The organism is Stenotrophomonas maltophilia group sp. vghtpe118 (assembly GCF_052605195.1).
In genome coordinates this window covers 427813-443601 of record NZ_CP199672.1, presented here as the reverse complement: position 1 = coordinate 443601, position 15789 = coordinate 427813, and the positions used below count along the sequence as shown (strand labels likewise).

Annotated in this window: 11 protein-coding genes; 7 read left to right on the top strand and 4 right to left on the bottom strand. The window is 65.9% G+C overall.

What is annotated here, in order from left to right:
• Positions 1-135: 135 nt before the first annotated feature.
• From acnB to ACUDTM_RS02105, 3 genes are read right to left on the bottom strand one after another with little or no spacing between them, the layout of a single operon-like run.
• Entirely contained in the window at positions 136-2727 is a 2592-nt protein-coding gene (gene acnB, locus ACUDTM_RS02115; protein WP_088497665.1) for a bifunctional aconitate hydratase 2/2-methylisocitrate dehydratase, read from the bottom strand.
• Positions 2728-2771: 44 nt separating this feature from the next.
• A complete protein-coding gene (locus ACUDTM_RS02110) occupies positions 2772-3170 on the bottom strand; it encodes a type II toxin-antitoxin system VapC family toxin (protein ID WP_005416402.1) in 399 nt (132 codons plus the stop codon).
• A 6-nt stretch (positions 3171-3176) separates the two neighbouring features.
• Positions 3177-3401, bottom strand: a complete 225-nt coding sequence (locus tag ACUDTM_RS02105) for an AbrB/MazE/SpoVT family DNA-binding domain-containing protein (RefSeq protein ID WP_005409505.1) — start codon at positions 3399-3401, stop codon at positions 3177-3179.
• Positions 3402-3584: 183 nt separating this feature from the next.
• On the opposite strand from ACUDTM_RS02105, the gene bamE reads away from it, so the two are divergent.
• Both bamE and acnA read left to right on the top strand, forming a co-directional pair.
• Positions 3585-3944, top strand: coding sequence for an outer membrane protein assembly factor BamE domain-containing protein (gene bamE / locus ACUDTM_RS02100; RefSeq protein WP_069138623.1), 360 nt, complete (start codon positions 3585-3587; stop codon positions 3942-3944).
• A gap of 377 nt (positions 3945-4321) precedes the next feature.
• Complete coding sequence (gene acnA / locus ACUDTM_RS02095) at positions 4322-7075, top strand: aconitate hydratase AcnA (RefSeq protein ID WP_072168982.1); 2754 nt, start codon at positions 4322-4324, stop codon at positions 7073-7075.
• A 146-nt stretch (positions 7076-7221) separates the two neighbouring features.
• Here acnA and ACUDTM_RS02090 read toward each other — a convergent pair whose 3' ends face one another.
• Entirely contained in the window at positions 7222-8772 is a 1551-nt protein-coding gene (locus ACUDTM_RS02090; protein WP_061479285.1) for a BCCT family transporter, read from the bottom strand.
• A gap of 170 nt (positions 8773-8942) precedes the next feature.
• On the opposite strand from ACUDTM_RS02090, the gene betI reads away from it, so the two are divergent.
• The 5 genes from betI to ACUDTM_RS02065 all read left to right on the top strand — a co-directional run bounded on the left by betI (position 8943) and on the right by ACUDTM_RS02065 (position 15761).
• On the top strand, positions 8943-9533 hold the full coding sequence (gene betI / locus ACUDTM_RS02085) for a transcriptional regulator BetI (RefSeq protein WP_065177626.1): 591 nt from the start codon (positions 8943-8945) through the stop codon (positions 9531-9533).
• A gap of 38 nt (positions 9534-9571) precedes the next feature.
• A complete protein-coding gene (betB, locus tag ACUDTM_RS02080) occupies positions 9572-11044 on the top strand; it encodes a betaine-aldehyde dehydrogenase (protein WP_088497664.1) in 1473 nt (490 codons plus the stop codon).
• A 101-nt stretch (positions 11045-11145) separates the two neighbouring features.
• The gene (gene betA, locus ACUDTM_RS02075; RefSeq protein ID WP_072168986.1) at positions 11146-12828 is read left to right on the top strand and encodes a choline dehydrogenase; all 1683 of its coding nucleotides are present in this window, start codon (positions 11146-11148) and stop codon (positions 12826-12828) included.
• A gap of 222 nt (positions 12829-13050) precedes the next feature.
• The gene (locus ACUDTM_RS02070) at positions 13051-14727 is read left to right on the top strand and encodes a long-chain fatty acid--CoA ligase (RefSeq protein WP_065177624.1); all 1677 of its coding nucleotides are present in this window, start codon (positions 13051-13053) and stop codon (positions 14725-14727) included.
• A gap of 161 nt (positions 14728-14888) precedes the next feature.
• Complete coding sequence (locus ACUDTM_RS02065) at positions 14889-15761, top strand: crotonase/enoyl-CoA hydratase family protein (RefSeq protein WP_065184932.1); 873 nt, start codon at positions 14889-14891, stop codon at positions 15759-15761.
• The last annotated feature ends 28 nt before the right edge of the window (positions 15762-15789 follow it).

Below are 15789 nucleotides of genomic sequence, written 5' to 3'. Positions count from 1 at the left end.
CCGGGCACAATGAAAAACCCGGCTCTCACCGGGGATTTTTCATTTCAACGGGATGCCGGCCAGCGGCCGGCACTACCATGCGTCGTCCGCTCACAAAAAACCCCCGGCGCGAGCCGGGGGTTTTCCGTTACCGCATCAGGCAGCGACCGTGCTGGCCACGTCCTGGTATTCCTCGATCTGGTCGAAGTTCATGTAGCGGTAGATCTCCGCACCATTGGCGTTGATCACGCCGATGTCCGCCATGTACTCCTCCTTGGTCGGGATGCGGCCCAGACGCGAGCAGATCGCCGCCAGTTCCGCCGAACCCAGGTACACGTTGGTGTTGCGGCCCAGACGGTTCGGGAAGTTGCGGGTCGAGGTCGACATCGCGGTGGAACCTTCGCGGATCTGCGCCTGGTTGCCCATGCACAGCGAGCAGCCCGGCATTTCCATACGAGCGCCGGTAGCACCGAAGGTGCCGTACACGCCTTCCTTGGTCAGTTCCGAGGCGTCCATCTTGGTCGGCGGGGCCACCCACAGGCGGGTCGGCAGGTCACGCTTGCCTTCCAGCAGCTTGGCAGCGGCGCGGAAGTGGCCGATGTTGGTCATGCACGAACCGATGAACACCTCGTCGATCTTGGCACCGGCCACTTCGGACAGGGTCTTCACGTCGTCCGGGTCGTTCGGGCAGGCCACGATCGGCTCGTGGATGTCGGCCAGGTCGATCTCGATGACGGCGGCGTATTCGGCGTCCGCATCCGGCTCCAGCAGCTGCGGGTTGGCCAGCCACGCTTCCATCTTCTCGATGCGACGCTGCAGCGAGCGCGGATCCTGGTAACCCTCGGCAATCATCCACTTCAGCAGGGTGATGTTGCTGGTCAGGTACTCGATGATCGGCTCCTTGTTCAGGCGCACCGAGCAACCGGCCGCCGAACGCTCGGCCGAGGCGTCGGACAGTTCGAACGCCTGTTCGACCTTCAGATCCGGCAGGCCTTCGATTTCCAGGATACGGCCGGAGAAGATGTTCTTCTTGCCCGCCTTGGCCACGGTCAGCAGGCCCGACTTGATCGCGTACAGCGGGATCGCGTTGACCAGGTCACGCAGGGTCACGCCCGGCTGCATCTTGCCCTTGAAGCGCACCAGCACCGACTCCGGCATGTCCAGCGGCATCACGCCGGTGGCGGCAGCGAAGGCGACCAGGCCCGAGCCGGCCGGGAACGAAATACCCACCGGGAAACGGGTGTGCGAATCACCACCGGTACCGACGGTGTCCGGCAGCAGCATGCGGTTGAGCCAGCTGTGGATCACGCCGTCGCCCGGGCGCAGCGAAACGCCGCCACGGGTGGAGATGAACTCCGGCAGGGTGTGGTGGGTCTTGACGTCCACCGGCTTCGGGTAAGCGGCAGTGTGGCAGAACGACTGCATCACCAGGTCGGCCGAGAAGCCCAGGCAGGCCAGGTCCTTCAGCTCGTCACGGGTCATCGGGCCGGTAGTGTCCTGCGAGCCGACCGAGGTCATCTTCGGTTCGCAGTAGGTGCCCGGGCGCATGCCCTGGCCTTCCGGCAGGCCACAGGCGCGGCCGACCATCTTCTGCGCCAGCGAGAAGCCCTTGCCGGTATCGGCCGGCTGCACCGGCAGGCGGAACAGGTCGGTCGGGGCCAGGCCCAGCGCTTCGCGCGCCTTGCCGGTCAGGCCACGACCGATGATCAGCGGGATGCGGCCACCGGCACGCACCTCGTCGAACAGCACGTCGGACTTGACCTGGAACTCGGCGATCACTTCGCCGTTCTTCAGCGCCTTGCCTTCGTACGGACGCAGCTCGATGACATCGCCGTGCTCCATCTTCGACACGTCCAGCTCGATCGGCAGCGCACCGGCATCTTCCATGGTGTTGTAGAAGATCGGGGCGATCTTGCCGCCCAGGCACACGCCACCGGCGCGCTTGTTCGGGATGTACGGAATGTCATCGCCGGTCCACCACAGCACGCTGTTGGTGGCCGACTTGCGCGAGGAGCCGGTGCCGACCACGTCGCCGACGTAGGCGACCAGGTGGCCCTTGTCCTTCAGCGACAGGATCTGCTGGATCGGGCCGCGCTTGCCGTCTTCTTCCGGGGTGAACGGCGCGTCGTCGCGCTTGTTCTTCAGCATCGCCAGGGCGTGCATCGGAATGTCCGGGCGGGTGGTCGCGTCCGGTGCTGGCGACAGGTCATCGGTGTTGGTTTCGCCCGGCACCTTGAACACGGTGACGGTCAGGCTCTGCGGCACTTCCGGGTTGCTGGTGAACCACTCAGCCTCGGCCCAGCTCTGCAGCACGGCCTGGGCGTTGGCGTTGCCGGCCTTCGCCTTCTCCTGCACGTCATGGAACGCATCGAACACCAGCAGGGTCTTCTTCAGGCCATTGGCAGCGATAGCGCCAACGCTGGCGTCGTCCAGCAGCTGGATCAGCGGCGCAACGTTGTAGCCGCCGAGCATGGTGCCCAGCAGTTCGGTGGCGCGCTCGCGGCTGATCAGCGGGTTCTGCTCGCTGCCCAGGGCGATCGCCGCCAGGTACGAGGCCTTGACCTTGGCCGCGTCATCGACGCCGGCCGGCACGCGGTGGGTCAGCAGGTCGAGCAGGAACTCGGCCTCGCCCTGCGGCGGGTTCTTCAGCAGTTCGATGACATCGGCCGTCTGCTGCGCGCTCAGCGGCAGCGGCGGGATGCCAAGCGCAGCGCGCTCGGCGACGTGGTGGCGGTAGGCTTCCAACATGACAACTCCCGGGTAATGCGTAGGTTGAAAAATCAAAAGTGGGCTCAGGCGTGCGGCACGATCAGCTTCAGGCCCTTGAAGTAGTCGCGGTAAAACGTGTCGTTCCAGGTGATCAGGCCATCGCACTGCAGCAGTGCGTGGGCGCCGACCATGAATTCGTCCAGGCTGCGACGGCTGCCGCCGCGCTGACGGTGACGGCGGTGCATCTCGCCGGCGCGCAGCGCCGACTTGGCCTCCATCGGGTTGAAGTGCACGCCCATCTCTTCCAGTGCTTCGAGCACCTCGGCACCACCGCGCAGCGATGCGCACACTTCGGCGAGGGTTGCGCCACAGACCACCACGCGGCCACCGACCAGGCTCTGCCGGAGGATGGCTTCCACGGCATCGGCCTGCGGGCCATTGCTGAGCAGCTCGACCAGTACCGGTGAATCGACGGCGATCATCACGGCTTATTCCTCGTCGCGCACCGCGCGTACTGCCGCATCGGACGACTCGAAGCCGTCCAGCGCGAACTTGCCGCGCGCCCGTGAAATGGCATCGTCAACACTCTTGCGCAGGATGATGCGGCTGCCGTCCAGCTCGACCTTCAGCAGCGTGCCCTTGGTCAGGCCGAGGGCATCGCGCACCGCCTTGGGCAGGGTGATCTGTCCGCGTTCTGCAACGGTGGCTTCCATAGGTAGGCCTCAAAAAGTATGTATGAATTATACATACCTGACGTAAACACCTCAAATCGGGCGAATTGTGACCTTGAACCAGAACCAGTCGCATTCGACCGCTAGACTGGCCGGGCAGCCCTCGCTGTACCGGGCCGGGACACTCCGGCACCGCACGCCCCCTCTCTCATAAAAGGACGTTCAATGCGCGCATTCATTCTGACCCTGGCTCTGGCCACCCCCCTGGCCCTGGCCGCAGGCCCGGCCCACGCCAATCCGTTCGCGGCCCACACCACCGGCACTGAGATCACCCAGAAGCAACTGGACGAGCTGGAGGTGGGCAAGGCGACCCAGGACCAGGTCCGCGAGAAGTTTGGAGCGCCGACGCGTCGTGAGCAGCTTGGCGACACCCAGGTCTGGTACTACGACTACGCCAAGATCAAGCACTTCGGAAAGAACGTGCAGGAATCGACCGTCTTTGAGTTCGGCAAGGACAACGTACTCAAGGTGAAATCCAAGGGCGCGGCTCCCGCCAAGACCGGCAATCCGTTCCTGGGTGGCTGATCGCCACTGACTGGCGCGCTGCCCGTCGGCGGCGCGCCCCCCGTGCCCGGTCAAGAACGCCTCGACCGCCACGATGACCATCGCTCAGCACGGCTCCGCCCCCAGCGCCTGCAGCCCCCCCCATGCTGCCCTCCACCTGTCCCCCGGCGCCATACGGCACTGCCTCGAGCCTGTCAGCCCGCACTAAGTCCGGCGGCGCCATGACACGAAAACTACATACGAATTTATAACCTTGCGTTCTGAGCCCGCAGTTCTGCGGCCCCGACGGCATCGGCGATACTGGCCTTCTGCCCGGCGGCACGGACTGCCGGCCACCGCAAGCAGGCCTGCCCATGCGCGGGCCACTGCAAGCCATCCGCAAGAAGGAGTTAACCCGCATGAGCGATTCGTTCTCCACCCGCAGCCAGCTGAATGTCGGTGGCAAGACCTACGACTACTTCAGCCTGCCCACGCTGGGCCAGCGCTTCGATATCTCCCACCTGCCCTACTCGATGAAGATCCTGCTGGAGAACCTGCTCCGGCACGAGGACGGCGGCATCACCGTCGGCAAGGACCACATCGAAGCCGTGGCCCGCTGGAACCCGGCGGCCGAGCCGGACACCGAGATCGCCTTCATGCCGGCGCGCGTGGTCCTGCAGGACTTCACTGGCGTGCCCTGCGTGGTCGACCTGGCCGCGATGCGCGACGCCGTCGTCAAGCTCGGCGGCAAGCCGGAGCAGATCAACCCGCAGATTCCCTCCGAACTGGTCATCGACCACTCGGTGCAGGTCGATGTGTTCGGAAAGCCCGACGCGCTGGACCTCAACGGCAAGATCGAGTTCCAGCGCAACCAGGAACGCTACGGCTTCCTGCGCTGGGGACAGAAGGCCTTCGACAACTTCAAGGTGGTGCCGCCCAACACCGGCATCGTCCACCAGGTGAACCTGGAGAACCTGGCCCGCGTGGTGATGACCGCGCAGAAGGATGGCAAGGACATTGCCTACCCCGACACCGTGTTCGGTACCGACAGCCATACCACCATGATCAACGGCATCGGCGTGCTCGGCTGGGGCGTGGGTGGCATCGAAGCCGAGGCCGCCATGCTCGGCCAGCCATCGTCGATGCTGATTCCGCAGGTCGTCGGCTTCAAGCTGACCGGCAAGCTGCCCGAAGGCGCCACCGCCACCGACCTGGTGCTGACCGTCACCCAGATGCTGCGCAAGCTGGGCGTGGTCGGCAAGTTCGTCGAGTTCTACGGTGACGGCCTGCAGCACCTGCCACTGGCCGACCGCGCCACCATCGGCAACATGGCCCCGGAATACGGCGCCACCTGCGGCATCTTCCCGATCGACGCCGAATCGCTGAACTACCTGCGCCTGTCCGGTCGCAGCGAAGAGCAGATCAACCTGGTCGAGGCCTATGCCAAGGCGCAGGGCCTGTGGCACGAACCGGGCAGCCCGCACGCCCAGTACAGCAGCACGCTGGAACTGGACATGGGCACGGTGAAGCCGTCGCTGGCCGGCCCGAAGCGCCCGCAGGACCGCGTCCTGCTGGAAGACGTGCAGAAGAACTACCGCGAAGCGCTGGTCGGCATGACCGCCAACCGTGACAAGCGCAGCGAGGACGTTGCCACCTTCGTCAACGAAGGCGGCGGCGCCGCCGTCGGCAACGAGCAGCTGGCCAAAGGCTTCGCCGACATCGAGATCGAAGGCCGCAAGGTGCGGCTGAAGGATGGCGCGGTGGTGATCGCGGCCATCACCTCGTGCACCAACACCTCCAACCCGGCGGTGATGATCGGTGCCGGCCTGCTGGCCCGCAATGCGGCCGCCAAGGGCCTGAACCGCCAGCCGTGGGTCAAGACCTCGCTCGGCCCGGGCTCGCGCGTGGTCACCGACTACCTGGAAAAGGCCGGTGTGCTGAAGGAGCTGGAGAAGATCGGCTTCTACGTGGTCGGCTACGGCTGCACCACCTGCATCGGCAACTCCGGCCCGCTGCCGACCGAAGTCAGCGCCGGCATCGCCGCCGGCGACCTGGTGGTGACCTCGGTGCTGTCAGGCAACCGCAACTTCGAGGGCCGCGTGCACCCCGAAGTGAAGATGAACTACCTGGCCAGCCCGCCGCTGGTGGTGGCCTATGCCATCGCCGGCACCACCGACATCGACCTGACCACCCAGCCGCTCGGCACCGGCAGCGACGGCCAGCCCGTGTTCCTGCGCGACATCTGGCCGAGCAACAAGGAAATCGGCGACGTCATCGCCGCCACCATTGGCCCGGAGATGTTCAAGCAGAACTACGCCGATGTGTTCAAGGGCGATACCCGCTGGAACACCATCGCCTCGCCGGACGGCAACCTGTACGCGTGGAGCGACGCCTCCACCTACATCAAGAACCCGCCCTACTTCGATGGCATGACCATGCAGACCGGCAGCATCGACGACGTGCACGGCGCACGCGTGATGGGCCTGTTCGGCGACTCGATTACCACCGACCACATTTCCCCGGCCGGCAACATCAAGAAGGACTCGCCGGCAGGCCGCTTCCTGCAGGAGCGCGGCGTGCAGCCGGCCGACTTCAACAGCTACGGCAGCCGTCGCGGCAACGATGACGTGATGGTCCGCGGCACCTTCGCCAACATCCGCATCAAGAACCTGATGTTCGGTGGCGAGGAAGGCGGCAACACCCTGTACTACCCGGCCGGTGGTGGCCAGCCGGAGAAGCTGGCGATCTACGATGCGGCCATGAAGTACAAGGCCGACAAGGTGCCGCTGGTGGTGCTGGCCGGCAAGGAATACGGCACCGGCTCGTCGCGTGACTGGGCGGCCAAGGGCACCCTGCTGCTGGGGGTGAAGGCGGTCATCGCCGAGAGCTTCGAGCGCATCCACCGCTCCAACCTGGTCGGCATGGGCGTGCTGCCGCTGCAGTTCCGCAACGGCGAGAACGCACAGACGCTGGGCCTGGACGGCTCGGAAGTGATCGACATCACCGGCCTGCAGGACGGTGCCAGCAAGCGCGCCACGGTCACCGCGACCAAGGCCGATGGCACGAAGAAGACCTTTGAGGTCTCGGTGATGCTGCTGACCCCGAAGGAAGTCGAGTACTTCCGCCATGGTGGCTTGCTGCAGTACGTGCTGCGCCAGCTGGCAGCCAAGTAACGGCGCGGCTGCGCCCGATTGAGGAAAGGGCCGGATCCTTGCGGATCCGGCCCTTTGCGTTTGCGATGCCCTTGTAGAGCCGAGCCTGCGCTCGGCTGCTTCTGCGCCAACAGCAGCCGAGCATGGGCTCGGCTCTACAGAAGCGATCACCGGCGCGGCGCATCCGGGTCGGTGCGCAGGGCCTTCAACAGGCCCCACATGTAGAACGCCAGGGTGAACGAGAACGGCAGGCCGCACAGCACCACCGCGGTCTGCATCGCGCTGAAATTGCCAGCCAGCAGTAGGCCGACGCTGGCCACAGTGATGCCGGCGGCCCAGAACACGCGCAGCCAGATCGGCGCGTCATGGCCATCTTCCACGCCATCGTCAACGCGACGCGTGCACAGGTTGGCGATCATCAGCGTGCCCGAGTCGACCGGGGTCAGGAACAGCACGAAGCCGATCACCACCGCAGCACCGGCCACGTACGGCGCCGCAGGCAGGTATTCCAGCAGCTTGAACAAGGTCATCGCTGCATCGTGCTGGGCCACGTCACCCAGGATCGCCTGGCCATGGTTGAGCACCAGGTCGATGGCGGTGTTGCCGAAGATCGACAGCCAGGCCAGGGTGAAGCCGAGCGGGATCAGCAACACGCCCAAGATCACTTCGCGGATGGTGCGGCCGCGCGAGATGCGCGCCACGAAAAGGCCGACGAACGGCGCCCAGGCGATCCACCACGCCCAGTAGAACAGCGTCCACGACCCCATCCACTCGCGACCCTTGGGGTCGTTGAGGTACATGTCGAAGCTCTTGCGCACGAACGCGCCGAGGTAGTCGCCGGTGTTCTGGATCAGGCCGTCGAACAGGTGCAGGGTCGGGCCGGTGACCAGCACGAACAGCAGCAGGCCGCACAGCAGGCGCACGTTGAGGTTGGACAGCCAGGCAATGCCTTTTTCCACGCCGGCGACCACGCCGATGGTGGCCACCACCATCATCACCAGCACGATCGCCACCAGCACCTGCGGCGTATCCGGGATGTGGAACAGGTAGACCAGGCCGGACTGCACCACCAGCGCGCCGATGCCGAGGTTGGTCACCATCGAGATCAGCGTGGCCAGGATGCCGAAGCCATCGACCATGTCGCCGATGCGGCCATGAATGCGCTCACCGAAGACCGGGTACAACGCAGAGCGCAGCGCCAGCGGCAGGTCCCGGCGATAGGCGAAATAGCCCAGTGCCACGCCGACCAGCGCATACAGCGCCCAGCCATGCAGGCCCCAGTGCAGGAAGGTCAGCACCATCGCCTCGCGGCCGGCGGCCACGGTGCCGCCGGGCTGCCCGGGCGGATTGAGGAAATGATCCAGCGGCTCGTAGGCGCCGTAGTACAGCAGCGCGATGCCGATGCCGGCCGAGAACAGCATCGAGACCCAGGCCACGTAGCCGAAGGCCGGTGATTCCTCGTTGTGGCCCAGGCGGATGCGGCCGTACGGCGAGAACGCCAGCCACAACACGAAGCCCAGGCACAGCACGATCAGCAGCATGTACCACCAGCCGAACGCGGCCGAGACCTCGGCCTGCGCCCATTGCAGCCAGTGCTCGCTGCCTTCGGGATAGAGAACGGTGAGCAGCCCGAGGATGCCGATCGACACCGAGGAGCTGAGGAAGACAAAACGGTTCAAGCGCAGGGGCGAACGCTTGGGATGAGCCAGGGAAGACATGGGGTCGTCTCATCAAGTCCGAGGGAGCACATGGGCGGGGCCGGACCGGTAAACCGGGCCCATGGCGTGGGGCGCGAGCGCATCCTAGGGTTTATTGATTGAACGTTCAATCAATAAAAAGCATAATGGCGGGCAGCCCGATCCTTCGGGTCGCAAACCGTGGAGAGACAATGCCGAAGAAAGGCGTGGAACCGGTACGGCGCGAACAGCTGATCCGGGCCACTTTCCAGACCATCGACGAGATCGGCATGGCCGATGCCACCGTCGCCACCATCGCGAAGAAGGCGGGGTTGTCCAGCGGCATCGTCGCCCACTACTTCGGCGACAAGGACGGCCTGCTCAATGCTGCAATGCGGCAGATCCTGCGCGAACTGAAGGACGCCGTCGCCCGCTACCGCGCCGACGCCAGCGACAACCCGCGCGAGCAGCTGCGCGCCATCGTCGATGGCAACTTCGACGACAGCCAGATCAACGGCACCGCGATGCGCGTCTGGCTCACCTTCTGGGCCGCCAGCATGCACCAGCCGGAACTGGCCCGGCTGCAGCGCGCCAACGACCAGCGCCTGTTCTCCAACCTGTGCCACCAGTTCAACCGCCTGCTGCCCCATCCGCAGGCCCGCCTGGCCGCCCGCGGCCTGGCCGCGATGATTGATGGCCTATGGCTGCGCGGCAGCCTGGTCGGCGGCCAGTTCAACGCCGAGAAGTCCCGGCGCATCGCTTACGGCTACATCGACTTCCAGTTGCAGGCTGCCGCGCTATAAGCGCTTCAGCACCCGCCCCCTTCCAAGGAGTACGCCCCATGTCCACCCTGCCCGTCCAACAGCTCTACATCCACGGCCAGCGCGTCGATGCCACCAGCGGCAAGACCTTCAAGACCATCAACCCGGCCACCGGCGAGGTGATCGCCGAGGTGCAGGTCGCCAGCCAGGCCGACGTCGAACGCGCCGTGCAGAGCGCAGCCGAAGGCCAGAAGGTGTGGGCCGCGATGACCGCCATGGAGCGCTCGCGCATCCTGCGCCGCGCCGTCGAGCTCCTGCGCGAGCGCAACGACGAACTGGCCCACCTGGAAACCCTGGACACCGGCAAGGCGCTGGCCGAGACCACCACCGTGGACATCGTCACCGGTGCCGACGTGGTCGAGTACTACGCCGGCCTGGCCACCGCCATCGAAGGCATCCAGTTGCCGCTGCGCGAATCGAGCTTCTTCTACACCCGTCGCGAGCCGCTGGGCGTGGTCGCCGGCATCGGTGCCTGGAACTACCCCATCCAGATCGCCATGTGGAAGTCGGCACCGGCGCTGGCCGCGGGCAACGCGATGGTGTTCAAGCCGTCCGAAGTGACCCCGCTGACCGCGATCCGGCTGGCCGAAATCTACACCGAAGCCGGCGTGCCGGCCGGCGTGTTCAACGTCGTGCAGGGCCCGGGCCGCGAGATCGGCCAGTGGCTGACCGAGCACCCGGTGATCGAAAAGATCTCCTTCACCGGTGGCGTCGCCACTGGCAAGAAGGTCATGGCCAGCGCGGCGTCCTCGTCGCTGAAGGAAGTGACCATGGAACTGGGCGGCAAGTCGCCGCTGGTGATCTGCGACGACGCCGACCTGGACCGCGCCGCCGACATTGCGGTGATGGCCAACTTCTTCAGCTCCGGCCAGGTCTGCACCAACGGCACCCGCGTGTTCGTGCCGCGCAGCATGCTGGCCGCATTCGAGGCGGCCGTCGTCGAGCGCGTCAAGCGCATCCGCATCGGCGACCCGATGGCCGCCGAGACCAACTTCGGCCCGCTGACCAGCTTCCCGCACATGGAAAACGTGCTGCGCTACATCGAGAGTGGCAAGGCCGAAGGTGCCCGCCTGCTGACCGGCGGCGGCCGTGCCACCGAAGGCGCGCTGGCCAACGGCGCCTACGTGCTGCCGACCGTGTTCTCCGACTGCCGCGATGACATGACCATCGTCAAGGAAGAGATCTTCGGGCCGGTGATGAGCATCCTCGCCTATGACGACGAAGACGAAGTGGTACGTCGTGCCAACGACACCACCTTCGGCCTCGCCGCCGGCGTGGTCAGCAAGGACATCAGCCGCGCCCACCGCATCATCCATCGCCTGGAAGCCGGCATCTGCTGGATCAACACCTGGGGTGAATCGCCGGCCGAAATGCCGGTCGGTGGCTACAAGGAATCCGGCGTCGGCCGCGAGAACGGTATCTCCACCCTCGGCCACTACACCCGCATCAAGTCGGTGCAGGTCGAGCTGGGCGACTACGCCAGCGTGTTCTGACCGGCGCGCCCCGAGCACGCCCCATCGTCCGGCCTCCGCGCCGATCCGACATTCCACCGGGACGCCTGCATGCAGCGCGCCCCGGCCTGCAGGAGACACCCATGAGCACCCATAACGAGTACGACTACATCATCATCGGCGCCGGTTCAGCCGGCAACGTGCTGGCGACCCGCCTCACCGAGGATGCCGATGTCAGCGTGCTGCTGCTGGAAGCCGGTGGCCCGGACTACCGGCTCGACTTCCGTACCCAGATGCCGGCGGCGCTGGCCTTCCCGCTGCAGGGCAAGCGCTACAACTGGGCGTACAAGACCGATCCGGAGCCCTTCATGAACAACCGCCGCATGGACTGCGGCCGCGGCAAGGGCCTGGGTGGCTCGTCGCTGATCAACGGCATGTGCTACATCCGCGGCAACGCGATGGACTACGACAACTGGGCCAGCATGCCGGGCCTGGAAGACTGGACCTACCTGGACTGCCTGCCCTACTTCCGCAAGGCCGAAACCCGCGACATCGGCCCTAATGACTACCACGGCGGTGACGGCCCGCTGCGCGTGACCACGCCGAAGGCCGGCAACAACGAACTGTTCGCTGCGATGGTCGAAGCCGGCGTGCAGGCCGGCTACCCGCGCACCGACGACCTCAACGGCTACCAGCAGGAAGGCTTCGGCCCGATGGACCGCACGGTGACCCCGAACGGCCGTCGTTCCAGCACCGCCCGCGGCTACCTGGACCTGGCCAAGCCACGCCCGAACCTGACCATCGTCACCCACGCGCTGACCGACCGCATCCTCTTCTCGGGCAAGCGCGCGGTGGGCGTGCAGTGGCTGCACCACGACCAGCCGCAGCGTGCCACCGCCCGCCGCGAGGTGCTGCTGTGCGGCGGCGCCATCGCCTCGCCGCAGATCCTGCAGCGCTCGGGCGTCGGCCCGGCCGACCTGCTGCGCAGCCTCGACATCGACCTGGTGCACCACCTGCCGGGCGTCGGCGCCAACCTGCAGGATCACCTTGAGATGTACCTGCAGTACGAATGCAAGAAGCCGGTGTCGCTGGCGCCGGCGCTGAAGCTGTACAACCAGCCGGCGATCGGTGCCGAGTGGCTGTTCCTGGGCACCGGCATCGGCGCCAGCAACCAGTTCGAGGCCGGTGGCTTCATCCGCAGCGACGCCGAGTTCGACTGGCCGAACCTGCAGTACCACTTCCTGCCGGTGGCGATCAACTACAACGGCTCCAACCCGATCAAGGCGCACAGCTTCCAGATGCACGTCGGCTCGATGCGCTCGCCCAGCCGTGGCCGCATCCATGTGCGCTCGAAGGACCCGCGCGAACATCCGAGCATCCTGTTCAACTACATGTCGCACGAGCAGGACTGGCGCGAATTCCGCGCGGCGATCCGCATCACCCGCGAGATCTTCGCGCAGCCGGCGCTGGCCCCGTACAGCGGCCGCGAGATCTCGCCGGGCAGTGCACTGCAGACCGACGCGCAGATCGATGCATTCGTGCGCGAGCATGCCGAGACCGCCTACCACCCGTCGTGCTCGAACAAGATGGGCCATGCCGATGACCCGATGGCGGTGGTCGATGGCCAGGGTCGCGTGCACGGCCTGGAAGGCCTCCGCATCGTCGATGCCTCGATCATGCCGCAGGTGGTGACCGGCAACCTCAACGCGCCGACCATCATGATGGCCGAGAAGCTGGCCGACGTGATCCGCGGCCGCACCCCGCTGGCCCGCAGCACTGCGCCGTACTACAAGGCCAACGGCGCACCGGTGCGCAAGCAGGGCTGACGCAAGCGGCCCGGTTGGCGCCACGGTAGTGCCGGCCGCTGGCCGGCACCAACCGGAATCCCGATCGAGCACAGATGCCGGCCAGCGGCCGGCACTACCCAGCAAAGAGGCCCTTCGGGGCCTCTTCGCGTTTTCCCTACGGCGGGGTATGCTGCAATGACCGGCCATTGTCGATACGCTCAGGGCCGGAACCTAATACATCACGATTCCTGGAGGGGGAATATGAGTCTGGATCGTCCCTGGCTGCAGAGCTATCCGAAAGGCGTTCCCGCCGAGATCGACGTCAACGAGTTCCATTCGGTAGCTTCGGTCTTCGACGCTTCCGTCGCGAAATTCCGCGACCGACCCGCCTACTCCAGCTTCGGCAAGGTCCTCACCTATGGCGAGACCGACGCGCTGGTCAATCAGTTCGCGGCCTACCTGCTGGGAGAGCTCAAGCTCAAGAAGGGTGACCGCGTCGCCCTGATGATGCCCAACTGCCTGCAGTACCCGGTGGCCACCTTCGGCGTGCTGCGCGCCGGCCTGACCGTGGTCAATGTCAATCCGTTGTACACCGCGCGCGAGCTCAAGCACCAGCTGATCGATGCCGGCGTGACCGCACTGGTGGTGGTCGACAACTTCGGCGACACCGTCGAGCAGGTCATCGCCGATACGCCGGTCAAGCACGTGATCACCACCGGCCTGGGCGACCTGCTTGGCGCCAAGGGCGTGATCGTCAACTTCGTGCTGAAGTACATCAAGAAGATGGTGCCCAACTACCATCTCAAGGGCGCGGTGCGCTTCCGCCAGGCGCTGAAGATCGGCAGCCGCCACAGCCTGCCCCAGGTCGAGATCGACCACGACGACATTGCGTTCCTGCAGTACACCGGCGGCACCACCGGCGTGGCCAAGGGCGCGATGCTGACCAACCGCAACCTGATCGCCAACATGCAGCAGGCCTCGGCCTGGATCAGTGCGTCGGGCATCGAGATGGGCAAGGAGTGGATCATCACCGCCCTGCCGCTGTACCACATCTTCGCACTGACCGCGAACGGGCTGGTCTTCATGAAGTTCGGTGGCTGCAACCACCTGATCACCAATCCGCGTGACATGAAGGGCTTCGTCAAGGAGCTCAAGTCGGTGCGCTTCACCGCCATCACCGGCGTCAACACGCTGTTCAATGGCCTGCTCAACACCCCCGGCTTCGACACCGTCGACTTTTCCTCGCTGAAGGTCACCCTGGGCGGCGGCATGGCGGTGCAACGCGCCGTGGCCGAGCGTTGGAAGAAGGTCACCGGGGTGACCCTGGTGGAGGCGTATGGCCTGACCGAGACCTCGCCGGCGGCCTGCATCAACCCGCTCACCCTGACCGAATACAACGGCTCGATCGGCTTGCCGATCCCGTCCACCGATGCCTGCATCAAGGACGACAACAGCGCCATCCTGCCGCTGGGCGAGGTCGGCGAGCTCTGCATCAAGGGCCCGCAGGTGATGAAGGGCTACTGGCAGCGCCCGGAGGAAACCGCCAAGGCGATCGATGCCGACGGCTGGTTGCATACCGGCGACATGGCGAAGATGGACGAACACGGCTTCTTCTACATCGTCGACCGCAAGAAGGACATGATCCTGGTGTCCGGCTTCAACGTGTACCCGAATGAAGTCGAGGACGTGATCGCGATGATGCCGGGCGTGCTGGAAGTGGCCGCGGTCGGCGTGCCGGACGAAAAGTCCGGGGAAGTGGTCAAGGTGGTCATCGTGAAGAAGGACCCGAACCTGACCGCCGAAATGGTCAAGGAGCATGCCCGGGCCAACCTGACCGGCTACAAGCACCCCAAAATCGTTGAATTCCGAAAGGAGCTGCCGAAGACCAATGTCGGCAAGATCCTCCGCCGCGAACTCCGCGATACGCCCGCCCAGTAAGGGTTTGCGGCAATTTGAACGATGCAGGGCCCGGGGCGGAAACGTCCCGGGCCCTTTCGCATGCGACGCCCCTGGGGCGGTGTAGCATCGCCGCGTGTGTGGACCGTTCGGCCCGCCGGCCACCCACCTGACACTGCGGGCCGCATGCCGAGGACCCTTCCATGAGTACCATCGAAAAGCTGCCTTCAAGCGGCTCACCGTTCGCCACCATCCGCACCGAAGACAGCGCCGGCGGCGCTGCCCACTGGCTGTTCATGCACGCCGATGCCGCCACCGGGATCCGCCCCTGCTGCCGCAAGGACATGCTCGACGAGATGTGGAGCTACATGGCGGCCATCACCCGCAGCCCTGCCGAACGCCACAGCGGAACATTGCGGCATTTCGTGCTGGCCTCCGATGCCGTCGCCTACAATCTGGGCGGCGACCTGGACCTGTTCACCCGCCTGATCCGCGAAGGCAACCGCGACCTCCTGCTGAACTATGCCCAGCGCTGCGTGGAGGGCGTGCACCACCTGCACACCGGGTTCGGCGGCGACGTCCGTTCGATCGCGCTGATCCAGGGTGACGCCCTCGGCGGCGGGCTGGAAATGGCCCTGGCCTGCCACACCATCGTCGCCGAGGAAGGCAGCGGACTGGGCCTGCCGGAGGTGCTGTTCGGCCTGTTCCCGGGCATGGGTGCGTACTCCTTCCTGTGCCGGCGCGTGTCCCCCCACCTCGCCGAGAAGATCATCCTCGACGGCCGGGTCTACAGCGCCGAGGAGATGCACGCGATGGGCGTGGTCGACGTGCTGGTGAAGAAGGGCGAAGGCCGGGCGGCGGTGGAAGAACTGATCCGCCAGCAGCAGCGCACACCGCAGTCCTATCTGGCGATGAACGCCGCACGCGCCATCGCCCAGCCGGTCAGCTACGACGAACTGCTGGAGATCACCAAGGTTTGGGTCGATTCCGCCCTGGCCCTCGGCGACCGTTCGCTGCGCACCATGGACCGCCTGATCAAGGCCCAGACCCGTCGCGCCAGCCTCGACGCGGCCTGATTCATCCCTCCCCCAGGATGGGTTCAAG